This is a genomic window from Flavobacterium sp. N1736 (assembly GCF_025947065.1).
Lineage (GTDB): Bacteria > Bacteroidota > Bacteroidia > Flavobacteriales > Flavobacteriaceae > Flavobacterium.
This window is the reverse complement of sequence record NZ_CP109994.1, coordinates 4,438,507-4,454,246: the sequence shown is the minus strand read 5'-3', so window position 1 is coordinate 4,454,246 and position 15,740 is coordinate 4,438,507. Positions and strand designations below refer to the sequence as shown.

Sequence of the window (15,740 nt, the reverse complement as noted above, 5' to 3'; positions counted from 1 at the left end):
GTGTTTTTTGCTCAAGGCTTATTGCTTAAAGCCTAATGCATTTATCGAATGAATCCTACTCCTGCTGTTGTGTTCGTTGCTGTATCAATTAAGATAAAAGCTCCGTTTGATTTATTGTCGTTATAGGCATCAAAATATAAAGGCTTGCTTAACTTGATGCTTACTTCTCCAATTTCGTTTATGGCTAATTGCGATGCTTCTTTCGTTCCGGAATAATCTGTTGAGATTGTATTTTTGATGCTTTCTACTTTTGCCAAAACTGAATTTGTGTTGTGTTGCACGATATATTTTGTACCTGCAACCAGTTTCTTGCTGTCCATCCAGCAAACTGTTGTGGTTATTTCTTTTTCAATTTTTGGAAGTTCTGATGATTTTACAATCATATCGCCTCTTGTTACATTGATATCATTTTCTAATTCAATTGTAATAGAAGAACCTGCAACGGCTTCATCATATTGTTTATCGAAAAAATGAATTTTTGATACTTTAGATTCTGTTAAAGAAGGCAAAACGGTTACAGCATCTCCAACTTTAATTGAGTTTCCGTATAATTTTCCGGCGTAACCTCTAAAATCATGATATTCTTCGGTCTTTGGGCGAATCACCGTCTGAACCGGAAAACGTGCTTTTCCTGTTTCAAAAACATCTGAAGAATGTAATCCTTCTAAGTGTTCTAACACCGTTTGACCTGTGTACCAAGGCATATCTTTAGATTGATCAACCACATTTCCGCCATTGATTGCACTCAACGGAATATAACTTACGTTTTGTTCCTTGAAAGTGCTTTTAGCATTTAATGCCTGAAAATCGGCTTTGATTTTATTGTAAACTTCTTCAGAATAATCAACTAAATCCATTTTGTTGATTGCTACAATTACCTCTTTTACTCTCAATAAATTATTGATAAAAAAGTGACGGTATGTTTGCTCAATTACTCCTTTTCTGGCATCAATTAGAATAATAGAAACCTGAGAAGTCGAAGCTCCTGTAACCATGTTTCTGGTATATTCTACGTGCCCCGGAGTATCGGCAATAATGTAACTTTTCTTTGCAGTCGAAAAATAAATATGCGCAACGTCAATCGTGATTCCTTGTTCTCTCTCTGCTACCAAACCATCAGTTGCCAATGAGAAATCCAGATAATCATATCCTTTTTGTTTGCTGCTTTTTTCGATTGCTTCTATTTTATCAGTCGTCAATGATTTTGTATCATACAATAATCTCCCGATCAAAGTACTTTTTCCGTCATCTACACTTCCTGCTGTTGCTATTTTTAAAACTTCCATTCTGTAATATTTGTTTCAGGTTTAAAGTTTCATGTTCTTTCGAAACTTATAAATCTGTATGTTTTTTTGAATTGTAATTTCTGTTGTTGATCTCTTACAATCAACTTCTAACATCTAACTTTTAACTTCTTACCAAAAATTAAAAATACCCTTGTTGCTTTCTCTTTTCCATTGCAGCTTCGGAGCGTTTGTCATCAATTCTGGCTCCTCTTTCTGAAATAGTTGAAGTTCTGATTTCTCCAACAACTTCCTGGATTGTTGCTGCATACGATTCAACAGCAGCGGTACAACTCATATCTCCAACGGTTCTGAAACGAACAATCCTTTCTTCGATTTGTTCGTCTTCTTCCTGATACACATAAGGAGAATGTGACCAGATTAAACCGTCTCTCAAAAAAACTTTTCTTTTATGTGAAAAATAGATTGACGGAATTTCGATGTGTTCTTTTTCGATATAACTCCAAACATCTAATTCTGTCCAGTTTGAAATTGGAAAAACACGAACGTTTTGACCATTCTCTATTTTTCCGTTCAAAATATCAAATAACTCCGGACGTTGATTTTTTTCATCCCATTGACCAAAGTCATCACGAACTGAAAAAATACGTTCCTTTGCTCTTGCTTTTTCTTCATCACGACGCGCTCCACCAATACAAGCATCAAACTTAAATTCTTCAATTGCATCTAAAAGTGTGATCGTTTGCAAGCTGTTTCTACTGGAATATTTTCCAGTTTCTTCAACTACTTTTCCTTCATCAATAGCATCCTGAACATTACGAACGATTAATTCTAATCCTAGTTCCTCAACCAATTTATCTCTGAAAGCAATTGTTTCAGGAAAATTATGTCCCGTATCAACATGCAAAAGAGGAAACGGAATCTTAGCAGGAAAAAATGCTTTTTGCGCTAAACGCACTAATGTTATAGAATCTTTTCCTCCAGAAAAAAGTAAAACAGGTTTGTCAAATTGCGAAATTACTTCTCTGAAAATGTATATCGCTTCACTCTCTAAAGCGTTTGTTTTTAATACTGAACTCATTGTGTTTTTTTGTTTCAAGTTTCAGGTTTTAGGTTTCAGGTTGTTCAACCTTGCCTAAAATCTTAAACTATCGTTATTCTGTTTTTTTGTTTGTTTTTTTTGTTCCTCATTCATCGGGTTAATCCCGAAGCCTCGGAATCTTGCTATCATCATCCATCGGGTTAATCCCGAAGCCTCGGGACGACGCTACAATATGAATCGTTCCTCCGGAACTTTAAATCTATTGTCTTGAATCTATATTCTTTATTCTATTCTCTTGCCTCTAGCTTCTAACTACTCTTTCTTAGCACTATGCAAACCACATTCCTTATGACTTGATTCCCACCACCATCTTCCGGCTCTTATATCTTCACCTGGGAAAATTGCTCTTGTACATGGCGCACATCCTATACTTACGAAACCTTGTTTGTGCAAAGCATTTTGAGGAACATTGTTTTCTGAAAGATAAGTTTCAACTTCTTCTAAAGTCCATTTTAATAACGGGTTAAATTTGATGATTTCGAAACCTCCGTCGTATTCAAACAAATTTAAATCTTGTCTGTTTTCTGATTGTTCTGCTCTTAAACCTGTTATCCAAACTGAATTTCCTGCTAAAGCTTTTCTCAACGGAACTACTTTTCGAATAAAACAGCATTCTTTTCTATTTTCTACCGATTCATAAAAACTGTTTGGGCCTTTTTGTTTCAGTAAACTTTCTACCGCTGTTGCTTCTGGAAAATAAACTTCTATTTGTTTTTTGTACTTTTTTAATGTTTTATGAAAAACATCATAAGTTTCCTGAAATAATCTTCCGGTATCTAATGTAAAAATGGTAATGTCCTGATTACTTTTTGCAATAAAATCTGTAATTACCTGATCTTCCTGACCAAAAGAAGTAGAAAAAGTTACTTTTCCCGGAAATTCCTTTGCTAAAAAAACTAATGTTTCATCCAGCGAAAGATCTTTTGTTATATCTAATAATGATTCTATAATTGGTGCACTCATATTCTCTTCCTCCCTAAAAAATCGATTACAATAATTTAGATAATGTTTTTAAACTCAATAATATAATTAAAATTCCAACTGCAATCATCATTGGTTTTCTTTTGATTTTATTTACCAGATAAGCTCCAAGTGGCGCGGCAATTACGCCTCCTAAAATCAAACCTATAATAACCTGCCAACCGTGAATTCCTCCAAAAAGCATAAAAGTGATTCCACTTGCAAATGAAATCGCAAACTCGGCTGCATTAACAGAACCAATTGTATATCTCGGATTTCTTCCTCTTCCTAACAATGTTGAAGTCACAATTGGACCCCAGCCACCGCCACCAACTGAATCCATAAATCCTCCAAAAACAGCCAAAAAGCTTAGTTTTTTAGTTTTCTTTTTTATAATTGTTTTTTTCAGCGCTTTTTTGATAATAATAACCGCCAAAATAATCATGTAAACTGCTATAAATGGCTTGATAATATCTCCATTAATAACATCTGCCAATAAATAAGCGCCCGTTATCGAACCTAAAACCCCTGGAATCAACAAATGTTTTACCAGTTTTTTATTGATATTCCCAAAGCGGTGATGAGAAAGTGCCGATGCTCCTGTTGTAAACATTTCAGATACGTGAACTGCTGTACTGCTTACAACCGGGGGAACTCCATAAGCCAATAAAAATGACGTTGAAGTTGCTCCATAACCCATTCCTAAAGTTCCGTCTACTAACTGAGCAAAAATTCCAATTAAGAAAAAAACTAAAAATTCCTGATTAAATCCCGAAACAAAACCATTCCACGAAAATTCAGCATAATGATTGTAGATTAAAGTACTTAACAATCCAATAAGTAAAACAACAGGTATTATAACCCATAATTTTTCTTTTATCGACGTGTCAGACTTAACATCAACGCTATTTATTTTCAGCTCTCTTTCCATATTTCTATGTCCCTTTTTGATTTAAAACCTATTACCCTATCGGCTTAGTAGATTACATTGCAAAAATACTACTTATTTCTAAATATCAAAACAATATTTTTATTTTTTTAATCCGCTAATAGCCTATTAATTATACTATAACGAGATATTTAAAACTTCTATACCTTTATTTAACAAATAAGATTATATTTTATCGTTTTGAAACAAAAAATATTTGGTTTATAAACAAGATTTCAAAGTCTACCATTTCCATAGGATAATTATAAAATTGTTATTACTTTTATGCCAAATTTTTTTTATGGATTTTCAGATTGGTCTTGTAGTTGCGGGTTTAGTAGTTGGTTTTGTGGTTGGTTTAACAGGCGTTGGCGGCGGTTCTTTAATGACTCCTATTTTATTGTGGTTTGGCATCCCTCCAACAACAGCAGTTGGTACTGATTTATTATATGCAGCTTTTACCAAAATGGGAGGCGTATTTGTACATCATAGAAAAGGCAATATAAACTGGTCTATTACCGGTTGGCTAACTTTAGGCAGCGTTCCGGCAGCTTTAGCTACTTTATGGATTTTAAATAGTATTAAAACAGATATCTCTACAATAAATGCTGTAATAAAATACAGTTTGGGCTGGGCATTACTTTTTACATCTGTAGCTATTTTGTTTAAGAAAAGATTACTGATATATTCTCAAAAACATGCCGGAGATAAATTTCATAGCGAGAGTCACACACAAAACATGTTAACTATCGGAATTGGAGTTTTGTTAGGCGCAACAGTAACTTTAACTTCTATTGGTGCCGGAGCTTTAGGCACGGTTACTTTGTTTTTTCTTTATCCGCTTTTACCAACGCCTCGTTTGGTTGGAACTGAAATTGCACACGCTGTTCCGTTAACTCTTGTTGCCGGAATTGGACATGCGTCTATGGGAAATCTGGATTTAGTTTTGTTAGGTCAATTATTAATGGGATCACTTCCGGGAATTTTTATAGGAAGTATGTTAAGTGGAAAAGTACCCGATTTATTTCTGAGAAACGCCATTGCTGTAATGCTTTTTATTGCCGGATATAAATTGATTTTTTAACCGAAAATTCAATTATTTTATAAACAAAAAGACCTTTTCATTTAAACGAAAAGGTCTTTTTTATTGTTTTTAAGAATTTGCTAAAATGCAATATCTGCCAATGAATTACTTTCTAATATTTTAAGTGTATTATCACGAACTTCTGTCATTAAACGTCTTGCTGCGCAGGTAGATTCATCATCGCAATCATCGCATCTTTCATAAAAATTATGACTCGCGCAAGGCAGCAATGCAATTGGACCTTCGAGAATACGATATACTTTGGCCATGCTGATATCTTTTGGATCTTTTATTAGGTAATAACCTCCGCCTTTTCCTTTTTTAGCACCAAGAAACCCGGAATTTCTGAGTAATAATAAAATACTTTCCAAAAATTTAATCGAAATATGTTCGCTTTTGGCAATTTCAGCAATTTGTACAGGATCGTTATTTTCACGTCTGGCTAAATAGGTAAGAGCTTTAATTCCGTATTTTGTTTTCTTTGAAAGCACGTATATAAATTTTAGATTGTTGAGTTAGATTTTAGATTTCTGATCCAAATCTACAAACTGTATGTTTTTCTGCAACAAAAATATGCTTTTTATATGAGAATAATAACAATATGGAATTTAAATTCTACCTTACCCATCAAATTACTTCGTAATTCTTATTTACGCTTCTATCTCCTGAACACCAATTAGTTTAAATTCATGAAATGTTTTCACTTCTTCATCTAAAGCTTTTTTATTCACTACATAAGTATCAGACATTGTATCATGCCAGCCTCTTCCTGAACTTCCTAAAAACGAAAGTCCATCAAAAGGAATTATTCTGCATAAGCTTCTTTTAAGAATAGTTCCAAAATCAGGTTTTTCACCATTTTCATCCACTACAATTGTACCTGTAATTAGCTTCGCCAAAGATCTTCCGAACAAACCTTCGGTAACGGTGTAATAAATGATTGTAAAAACAACAAAAAGAATTCTTCCTTCTAAATCACCAATGTTATCCATCCAGCTAATTAATCCATCGAATCCTAAAAGAGTTCCGAAAAATGCTAAAAAAACAGCTAAAAGAAAGATTAACGCTAAAACAAAAACATTATCCAAAAGATAATTAAGAAATCTTTGTCCGCCTGAAACTAATAATTTGTCATCAAGAATGTAAGTAGAGTTACTCATGTTTGGTTTGGTTTTAAGTTTATGATTATTAATAGTATTTAATTTTAATCCAAACAAAAATATACTTTTTAACCAAACAATTACAAAATAGAATAACGATTTTTAACAGTAATAGAATTACAGTCAAAAATCGTTATTTATAACTTGCTTTATAGATTTCTAACAATTTAAAATGAGAAATCTAAAGTCTAAAATTTATTTAAGAAAGCGCCTGATCTAAATCAGCGATAATATCTTTTACAGTCTCTAAACCTACAGAAACACGTACTAAACCTTCGGTAATTCCAACTGCAAGTTTTTCTTCAGCAGACAATTTACTATGTGTTGTTGATGCAGGATGCGTTACAATAGTTTTTACGTCTCCAATATTTGCAGAAAGTGAGCACAATTTAATTTTATCCAAAAATTTTCTTCCTGCTTCTATACCGCCTTTAATTTCAATTGCAATAATATTTCCTCCTAAAAGCATTTGTTTTTTGGCGATCTCATATTTTGGATGCGATTTTAAAAACGGATATTTCACGCTTTCTACATTAGGATGATTTTCTAAAAACTCAGCCACTTTTAATGCATTTTCACAATGTTTATCAACACGAACAGCCAGAGTTTCTAAACTTTTTGACAAAACCCATGCATTAAATGGTGACATTGCCGGTCCGGTATTTCTTGAAAACAAATATATTTTACGAATTAATTCAGCTTCTCCAACTGCAACTCCTCCTAAAACACGCCCTTGACCGTCAATTAATTTTGTTGCTGAATGAATTACCAAATGTGCACCATATTTAATAGGCTGCTGTATGTATGGCGTAGCGAAACAATTGTCTATTATTAATATCAAATTGTGCTTTTTTGCAATTTGACCCAACAATTCTAAATCAACAACATCAACACCAGGATTTGTTGGTGTTTCTGCGTATAAAATTTTTGTGTTTGGTTTGATAAAACTTTCTATTGTTTCCGGTTTATTGATATCAAAATAAGTTGTTTCAATATTCCATTTTGGAAAATACGTCATAAACAACGCGTGAGTAGATCCAAAAACGCTTCCGGCAGACACAATATGATCGCCTGAATCCAGTAATGCGGCAAAAGTAGAATATATAGCAGCCATTCCGGTTGCAAATGCATAACCTGCTTCGGCACCTTCCATAGCACAAACCTTATCTACAAACTCAGTTGTATTTGGGTTGCTAAAACGAGAATAAATGTTGCGTACTTTTTCTTCTGTAAAAGACGCTCTCATATCTTCTGCGTCTTCAAATACAAAACTTGATGATAAATACAATGGAGTTGAATGTTCCTGAAATTGTGTTTTTTCCAGATGTGTGCGTATGGCTTGTGTTTCAAAACCAAATTCTTGTTCGTTCATTTTACTTTTGTTTTTTTTGTTTCAAGTTTCAAGTTCCAAGTTTTTTCGGTAGATAAAAACCCGACTTTAAAATCGAAACGATAGTGAGTTTTAAGTCAACATAAAAATTATCTAATTTTCTAATTGACTAATTTTCTAATTCTTATAACGCTTCGTTATTCAATACAACTTTGTATTTGATGGTTGCTGTTGGTTCAACCGTTTTGGCAACTGAGCAATATTTCTCGAAAGAAAGCTGTGCTGCGCGTTGTGCTTTTTCAGGATTAATATCGCCTTCTAAATAAAAAACGACATTGATTTCTTTAAAAGGTTTTGCTTCGTCAACTTGTACGCGCTCGCCTTCTACCTCAGCATTAAATGATGTTATTTCCTGACGTTGCTTTTTCAAAATCGAAATCATATCAATTGCACTGCATCCCGCAACGCCCATTAATACTAATTCCATTGGACTTGCACCTAAATCGCTTCCGCCAAATTCGGCTCTGCTATCAACATCGACTACATGTCCGCGTTCATTTTTAAGTTTAAAATGAAAAGCGTCGTTTACTCTGTTTAAGGTTACTTTCATTGTGTTGTTGTTGTTTTATTGTTTGTTGTTTTATTCTTGTCATTGCGAGGAATGAAGCAACCTCACTAACAATTACACAAAGCTTGATTTTGCAAATGTGATTGCTTCGTTCCTCGCAATGACGACTAGACTTTTTACTCTTTATCTGACAATCTTAAAATATCTCCAAATACTCCTCTCGCAGTTACAGCAGAACCTGCACCGGCTCCCTGAATTACAATTGGACGATCTCCGTAAGATTCTGTATAAATTTCGAAGAAAGAATCTGAACCTTTCAATCCGCCAAGAGCAGTGTCTGAAGGAACAGAAACTAATTTTACTTCAAGATTTCCTTTGTCATTTTGCAAATCTCCAGACAATTCACCAATATATCGTAATACGTGATTTGGCTTTTGATCGGCTTTTATTTTCTCATAAATTGGATCGAATTCTTTTAGTTTCGTTAAGAAATCTGAAACATTTCCTTCACGTAAATGTTCCGGAATTAAATTCTGAATTGAGATTTCTTCAAACTCATTTTGCAAATCAAGTTCTCTGGCTAAAATCAATAATTTTCTTCCCACGTCATTTCCGCATAAATCCTCACGCGGATCCGGTTCTGTGTATCCGTTATCAATTGCTTCTTTCAAAATCTCACTAAACGGAACATCTTTTGCAGAGAAATTATTAAATAAATAGCTCAAAGTTCCAGAGAAAACTCCTTTTATTTTTGTGATATTTTCACCCGAAAGATGCAATAATTTTATCGTATCAATTAATGGTAAACCGGCTCCAACATTGGTTTCATACAAATAATTCTTTTGGTTTTCTGTCAAAGCTTTCCTCAATTCCTTATAAAAACCATAACTCAGTGTATTGGCTACTTTATTAGAAGAAATCAAATCGAAACTGCTTTCTACCAACGGAATATAATTTTCTACGAATGAAGCACTTGCCGTATTATCAATCGCAATTAAGTTCTCTAAATGATGCTGATTTGCATAGGCTATAATATCCTGAATGGTATAAGGAAGTCCTTCTTTTTCAATTTCTGTTTTCCAGTTTGAATTTACGCCATTTTTATTTAAAAGTAACTTTTTAGAATTGGCAATTGCAAAAACATTCAGGCGAACATCTTTTCTTTTTTCGATGGCTGCAGCCGATTCTAAAATTTGATTGATTAAAGTTCCGCCCACTAAACCGTGACCAATAATAGCAATATTGATTTTTTTAGAAACTCCAAAAATCTCTCCGTGAATTACGTTTAAAGCTTTATTAAGCTCCGATTTTTTAACAACCAAACTCACGTTTTTACCCGTAACGGTATTGTTAAACAATATTGGAATAATTTTATTTTTAATTAATGCGGTGTATGGTTTGTGGAAAGTACTTAAATCCTGACCAATAATCGAAATTACTGATACATTATCTGTTACTGTAATCTGGTTTACATCTTTAGAATAAAAGTCGTTTTCGAACTCTTTTTCTAATTCAACCATTGCTAATGTAGCTTTATCTGTTGCTACAACAAGTCCAATTCCTCTTTCTGAAGAACCTTGCGAAATAATGCTTACACTGATATTATGATCGCCCATTACTTTAAAAATTCGGGCATCGACACCGGCTTTTCCAAGTAATCCGCGGCCTTCAAGATTTACCAGAGACACATTTTCTAAAACAGAAAGTGTTTTAATTCCTTCTTTTGTAGAATCAGAAGTAATTAATGTACCGCGATTTTCGTGATTGAATGTGTTTAAAATACGAAGCGGAATATTTTTTTCCAATAAAGGAATAATCGTTTTTGCATGCAGAATTGTTGCTCCAAAATTGGCTAATTCGTTTGCTTCGTTAAACGAAAGAAATTCGATTTTTTTAGCATCGGCAACCAAATCAGGATTTGCTGTATAAATTCCGTCAACATGCGTAAAGTTTTGTAATTCTTCGGCATTCAGGTAATTCGCAATTAACGAAGCGGTATAATTACTGCCGTTTCTGCCTAAAGTTGTCGTGTCGTTATTGTTGTTTGAACCAATAAAACCGGTTACAATATTTACTGTAGAACCGTTATGTTCTTTAAAATAATTGATTACGTTTTTCTTCGAAAGTTGTTCTAAAGGCTGTGCATCACCAAATTTAGAATCGGTTTTTAGTAATTCTCTTGAATCAACAAAATTTGCCGGAATTCCTTTTTCTTTCAAAATAGCGGTCAATAATTTAGCCGAAAGCAATTCGCCTTTAGATAAAATCTGATCTTTAATTTTGTTGCTGTAATCGCCAATTAGGCTTACGCCTTCAAAAAGTTTTTCCAGAATGGTAAATTCTTCGGATAAATCAACTTGTGGATAATCAGAAACCTGATAGATTTTAAAGTTTTCAAATAAGGGTTTGTAATTTCCGTTTTTGGCGGCAATTTTTAAAATGTATTCTAATTCATCTGTAGCGTTTCCGCGAGCCGAAACTACAACGGCAATGTTTTCGCCCTGATTTACTTTATCTGAAATAATTGAGACAACTTTATTAAGTCCTTCTCCGTTTGATAATGATTTACCTCCAAATTTTAATATTTTCATTTTATTTTGCTATTGTTTCTGCCTTAAAAATATCGGCAAGTAAATGATCTAATTGTTTGTACTCTATTAAAAAAGCGTCATGCCCGTGAACTGAATCTATTTCGCTGTAAAAAACATTGTCTTTAAACTTTTTTAACTCCTGATAGGTTTCTTTATTTTCTTTTGCCGTAAAAAACAAATCAGAATTGATTCCGATAATATGAATTGCGGCATCTGTTTTTGCTAGTAAGCATTCGAAATTTTCGCTGTTTCTTGTAATATCTATGGTTTTTAGCAATTGGTTCATTAATTTATAAGATGCCAATTGATATCTTTTTTGCAATTTATCTCCGTGATGTGCCAGCCAGCTTTCTATATTAAAAACAGAAAGGTTTTCGTTGACAGTTCTTTGAAATTTTTCTTTGAATGATTCCGGAGATCTGTAACATAACATGGCATGAATTCTGGCATCTTCAATTGGTTTTGATGAATTATTAAGGATTTGTTCCTGCAGGAAACAATTGGCAATCATCCAGTCTGTCGATTTCCAGTCTGTTGCAATTGGTATTAAATTCTGAGTAATATTAGGTTCTAAAGCAAGCATTTCCCAAGCAATTCCGCCACCTACAGAACCGCCAATAATGGCATAAACCTGTGCAATATTTAAAGCTTTAACGCCTTCTAAAAAGATTCGGGCAATATCTCTGGTGGTAAAATCCTGGTAATTTTCTATAATAAACGCATCTGTTCCGTTGCCGGGAACGTTGAATGCCAGTATGGTATATCTGTTGGAATCAATTGTTTTTTCTTCACCAATTAAGTCGTTCCACCAGCCATTTTCGCCGGTCACCTGAGCATTTCCTGTCAAAGCGTGATTCACCAAAACAATAGGCGCGCTATGTAATGGCAAACCAGAAAGGGTAAAACTTAAAGGTAACGAATGGTAAAGTGCACCATTTTCGGTGGTGAAATTTTGTATGCTGATAGGGTTTGGTATATTTTCCAATTTCAAATCTGTTGTATTATTGATTTGTATCTGGAAATATTAGAAAGAAAAAACTAGTATGAAACTAGAAAAATTCTTGTTGTTATCTTTCCACGTTGGGCGTGGTAGAATGCAGCACCTTCTTCGCTTTACCGAAGGGTTGCTAAGGATTCATCGGGTCTAATCCCTCGTCCTTTCTTTATAACATTTCAATACGTTTTTGAACTTAAAGGTGCAAATTAACTACTAATTTCTTAAACAAACAAATTTTATCGAAACTGATTGCTCAATTTCTTAAACATAATTCAAACTAAAACTATTGTACGCAAAAAATTACCGAACGATTTGCCCAGTAAAATTAAGCAGGTTTTCCCCTATTTTATGATGCTTTTCGATTTAAATAAAAAGCGTTTCATTTTCTTTTGAGTACATCAAAAACAATAAAGAGTTTGGTTCTTTTTTCTCTTCGATTTTGTCCGTTTCTGTTATCCCGAACCTTGGATGAATCAATTCATTTTTTGGCGGCGGCGGATTGTTTCTTTTACTTCTGTTTTTCAATGTTGAAAATGTTTTGCTGATGTATTTTAATGTACTCATGATATTATGTTTTAGTTTGTTGTGTTTTATTATGTTTACTATTCGTTTATTAATTTGTTAAGACGTTAAATGAAATAAAAAAACCCTTTTGGACGTGATACCAAAAGGGTTTAAGTTTTTCAAACTCATATACTTTTTAGTATCAACAGACGCATACGCAAATAAATGCGACAGTGAACTTTTGGTTCATCTGTAGGGACTTATTCATCTGTGATTTATTTATTAATTTAAATTCTTGCATTTTAGTATAAAATTAAAAAGCCTCCAAAAATTATCGGGAGGCTTTTGCTATATATTTTTATTGTTTTCTTACAATTTAAGCAAAAGACATCCCAACGGTTTTAACCGAAATGGCGCAAAACATTTTATAGACATTTAAGTTCATTGATTTAGTAGCTTTTGGGTTTAACAAATATGGGAATATTATTTTAATTACGCAAATAAAAAACAATAAATTAATACGAAAATCCGACAAAAAAACACTTTTTGACGATATAAAACATCTTACAAATTTTTTGTTACACAAAAACAATGTAAAAACTTACAAAAAGTCAATTTGTACCTTATTATTTCCACAAATCAGTTTATCAAAGAACATTAAAAAGCATTTTTTTATTTGGCATTAAAGCCAAACTGCTTCTTTATTTTTAATTTTTTCGGCAATTTTTAAAATATCGGTTATAATTCCTCTTGAAATTGCCTGTTTACAAGCCGAAGCGCTTTGAATTACGATTGGAACATCGGCATACGATTTTGTGTAAATTTCAAAAATTGTATCCGAACCTTTCAGTTGTCCAATTGCTGATGCTGCCGACTCCGAAACCAATTTTACCTCTAATGTATTTTTCTCCACATCAAATTCTCCTACATATCGCAGTACATGATTATCGGCCTGGGTGATTTTTGCAATTTTAAAATGTCTGTCGATAGCTTCTTTATTAAGGATACCGTTTTTCTCTAAATGTTCTTCCTTAATAAGAGAATTAATTTTAATATCCGAGAGTTCAAAATCCTTTCCTATTTCTCTGGTCAAAATCAACAGTTTTTTGGCCGTATCATTTCCGGATAAATCTTCTTTAAAAGTAGAACGCATCAATCCTAATAAACTGGCATCTTTTAAAACAGAAGAAAAAGTAGTTTCTTCATTTGAAAATCGATTAAAAACATAACTTAGATTATCAGCGAAAACACCTCGTATTTTGGTTATTTTTTCTCCGGAATAGTATAAATCTCTTAAAGTCTGCAAAACCGGAAATCCTGTATCTACGGATGTTTCATACAAAAACTCTTTGTCGTATTTTTTAAGATTCTCTCTTATTTCTTTGTAAAGATCAATGGGCAGCGTATTGGCTTTTTTATTTACCGCCACAATATTAAATCCGTTTTGAATCAACGTATTATAATGACTTATTAATTCGTCGCTCGCTGTAGCATCAACAGCAATCAAATTTTCAAATTCATTTTCTTTCGCAAATTCTACGATATCTTCTACTTTAAAAGGAACCGCCAATTGCACAAAATTGGTTTCCCAGGCATATCCAACGCCTTCTTTTTCAAAAAAGGCAACTGTAGAATTGGTAATAATCGGAAAATGAAAGTCGATGTTTTTGCTTTGCAGAAAAAATTCCTGGCTTTCTATAATCTGATTAATTAATGTGCTGCCGATATTTCCAATTCCGAAAAGGATAATATTTATTTTAAGCTTTGACATAATTTTTAATTTATTGGGGTTATTTGAACCATATATATTATGGTTAAATTTTTATGCTGGATTTTTTTATCATAAAAAATCACCTTTAGTAAAACTCACATTACTAAAGGCAATTTTTCAAACAAAAAACAAAAAAACCTAATTCTTATTAATGCTATATTGTGATTGTGTCACGCTTGCAAAAACCGTTTTTAAATCGGCGATTAAATCTTCGATATCTTCAATTCCAACAGAAAGTCGGATTAAATCTTTTGAAACTCCGGTTTCTAATTGTTCAGCATCTGTTAATTGCTGATGCGTGGTACTTGCCGGATGGATTATTAATGATTTTGTGTCGCCAATATTTGCCAATAGTGAAAATAATTTCGTTTGGTCGACTACTTTTTTAGCTGCATCAAAACCGCCTTTTAATCCAAAAGTGATAATTCCGCTTTGTCCTTCCGGAAGATATTGTTTGGCTAAATCATAATATTTATTGGTTTTTAAACCCGGATAATTCACCCAAACCACCTCATCTTGTTTCTCTAACCATTCGGCAAGAGCCAAAGCATTTTCGCTGTGTTTTTTAATTCGGATTGGCAAAGTTTCTAATCCCTGAATAATCTGAAAAGCATTAAAAGGGCTTAAAGCGGAACCAAAATCACGTAATCCTTCAATTCTTGCTTTTGCAATAAAAGCTGCGTTTCCTAAAGCTTCATGATACACTAAACCGTGATATCCTGCAGAAGGTTCTGTAAATTCAGGAAATTTTCCGTTAGACCAGTCAAAAGTCCCGGCGTCGATAATGGCGCCTCCTAATGAAGTACCGTTTCCGGCAATATATTTGGTCAATGAGTGAATGACAATATTAGCACCGTGTTCAATTGGCTTTAATAAATAAGAAGTCGCAACTGTATTATCTACAATAAAAGGCACTTTAAATTTTTTGGCTTCTGCCGAAATTGCTTTCAAATCAAGAACATCTAATTTTGGGTTTCCCAACGATTCTACAAAGAAAGCTCTTGTATTTTCTTTTGCTGCTTTTGTGAAGTTTTCTGCTTTTGAAGGATCAACAAATGTTGTTGTAATTCCTAAACGCGGCAATGTTACTTTTAATAAATTATAAGTTCCGCCGTATAAACTGTTTGACGCTACAATATGGTCTCCGGCTTTTAGCAAAGTCAGGAAAGTTGTTGCAATTGCCGATGCTCCGGATGCTGTAACAACAGCTGCGATTCCGCCTTCAAGCGCGGCCAGTCGCTGTTCTAAAACATCGTTTGTTGGATTATTTAATCGGGTGTAAATAAATCCTGCTTCGGCAAGACCAAATAAATTGGCAGCATGATCTGCGTTATTAAATACATACGATGATGTTTGGTAAATTGGTACTGCTCTTGTGCTTCCGTTTTTAGTTACGTCGTGTCCTGCGTGTAGTGCGTTTGTTGCAAATTTTTGTGTGCTCATGATTTCTTAATTTTTTAGTTATTTATACTACTATTATATATTGTTATTAAAATTGAAT

14 protein-coding genes and 1 riboswitch are annotated in these 15,740 nt (G+C 33.4%); of the genes, 1 reads left to right on the top strand and 13 read right to left on the bottom strand.

All coding sequences use genetic code 11. The features are described from left to right. Positions 1-41: 41 nt before the first annotated feature. From OLM54_RS18905 to OLM54_RS18890, 4 genes are all read right to left on the bottom strand, one after another. The gene (locus tag OLM54_RS18905; protein WP_264536100.1) at positions 42-1,286 is read right to left on the bottom strand and encodes a sulfate adenylyltransferase subunit 1; all 1,245 of its coding nucleotides are present in this window, start codon (positions 1,284-1,286) and stop codon (positions 42-44) included. Positions 1,287-1,425: 139 nt separating this feature from the next. Then, positions 1,426-2,325, bottom strand: a complete 900-nt coding sequence (cysD, locus tag OLM54_RS18900) for a sulfate adenylyltransferase subunit CysD (RefSeq protein WP_056190245.1) — start codon at positions 2,323-2,325, stop codon at positions 1,426-1,428. A gap of 273 nt (positions 2,326-2,598) precedes the next feature. Next, positions 2,599-3,309, bottom strand: a complete 711-nt coding sequence (locus tag OLM54_RS18895; RefSeq protein ID WP_264536099.1) for a phosphoadenylyl-sulfate reductase — start codon at positions 3,307-3,309, stop codon at positions 2,599-2,601. 25 nt (positions 3,310-3,334) lie between these two features. Further along, positions 3,335-4,237: a sulfite exporter TauE/SafE family protein gene (locus OLM54_RS18890; RefSeq protein WP_264536098.1), complete on the bottom strand. Its 903-nt coding sequence runs from the start codon at positions 4,235-4,237 to the stop codon at positions 3,335-3,337. A gap of 298 nt (positions 4,238-4,535) precedes the next feature. Between OLM54_RS18890 and OLM54_RS18885 the strand changes: the two genes are divergently transcribed. Further along, positions 4,536-5,318 carry a sulfite exporter TauE/SafE family protein gene (locus tag OLM54_RS18885; protein ID WP_264536097.1) on the top strand — a complete coding sequence of 261 codons (783 nt, stop codon included), beginning with the start codon at positions 4,536-4,538 and terminating at the stop codon, positions 5,316-5,318. Positions 5,319-5,398: 80 nt separating this feature from the next. Here OLM54_RS18885 and OLM54_RS18880 read toward each other — a convergent pair whose 3' ends face one another. The 9 genes from OLM54_RS18880 to OLM54_RS18840 form a co-directional block, all read right to left on the bottom strand. Further along, entirely contained in the window at positions 5,399-5,809 is a 411-nt protein-coding gene (locus OLM54_RS18880) for an RrF2 family transcriptional regulator (RefSeq protein WP_095928069.1), read from the bottom strand. A 159-nt stretch (positions 5,810-5,968) separates the two neighbouring features. Further along, positions 5,969-6,478: an RDD family protein gene (locus OLM54_RS18875; RefSeq protein ID WP_264536096.1), complete on the bottom strand. Its 510-nt coding sequence runs from the start codon at positions 6,476-6,478 to the stop codon at positions 5,969-5,971. A 199-nt stretch (positions 6,479-6,677) separates the two neighbouring features. After that, entirely contained in the window at positions 6,678-7,850 is a 1,173-nt protein-coding gene (locus OLM54_RS18870; RefSeq protein ID WP_264536095.1) for a trans-sulfuration enzyme family protein, read from the bottom strand. Between the two features lie 142 nt (positions 7,851-7,992). Continuing rightward, on the bottom strand, positions 7,993-8,418 hold the full coding sequence (locus OLM54_RS18865; protein WP_042566157.1) for an OsmC family protein: 426 nt from the start codon (positions 8,416-8,418) through the stop codon (positions 7,993-7,995). 134 nt (positions 8,419-8,552) lie between these two features. After that, entirely contained in the window at positions 8,553-10,967 is a 2,415-nt protein-coding gene (gene thrA / locus OLM54_RS18860) for a bifunctional aspartate kinase/homoserine dehydrogenase I (protein ID WP_264536094.1), read from the bottom strand. 1 nt (position 10,968) lies between these two features. Continuing rightward, positions 10,969-11,952, bottom strand: coding sequence for an alpha/beta fold hydrolase (locus OLM54_RS18855; RefSeq protein ID WP_264536093.1), 984 nt, complete (start codon positions 11,950-11,952; stop codon positions 10,969-10,971). Between the two features lie 79 nt (positions 11,953-12,031). Then, positions 12,032-12,139, bottom strand: a riboswitch (SAM riboswitch). 188 nt (positions 12,140-12,327) lie between these two features. Then, positions 12,328-12,528 (bottom strand): hypothetical protein, encoded by a 201-nt coding sequence (locus tag OLM54_RS18850; RefSeq protein ID WP_264536092.1) that lies wholly within the window; start codon positions 12,526-12,528, stop codon positions 12,328-12,330. A gap of 622 nt (positions 12,529-13,150) precedes the next feature. Continuing rightward, entirely contained in the window at positions 13,151-14,239 is a 1,089-nt protein-coding gene (locus tag OLM54_RS18845) for an aspartate kinase (RefSeq protein ID WP_264536091.1), read from the bottom strand. Positions 14,240-14,377: 138 nt separating this feature from the next. Beyond that, a complete protein-coding gene (locus tag OLM54_RS18840; protein WP_264536090.1) occupies positions 14,378-15,682 on the bottom strand; it encodes an O-acetylhomoserine aminocarboxypropyltransferase/cysteine synthase family protein in 1,305 nt (434 codons plus the stop codon). Positions 15,683-15,740: the final 58 nt, after the last annotated feature.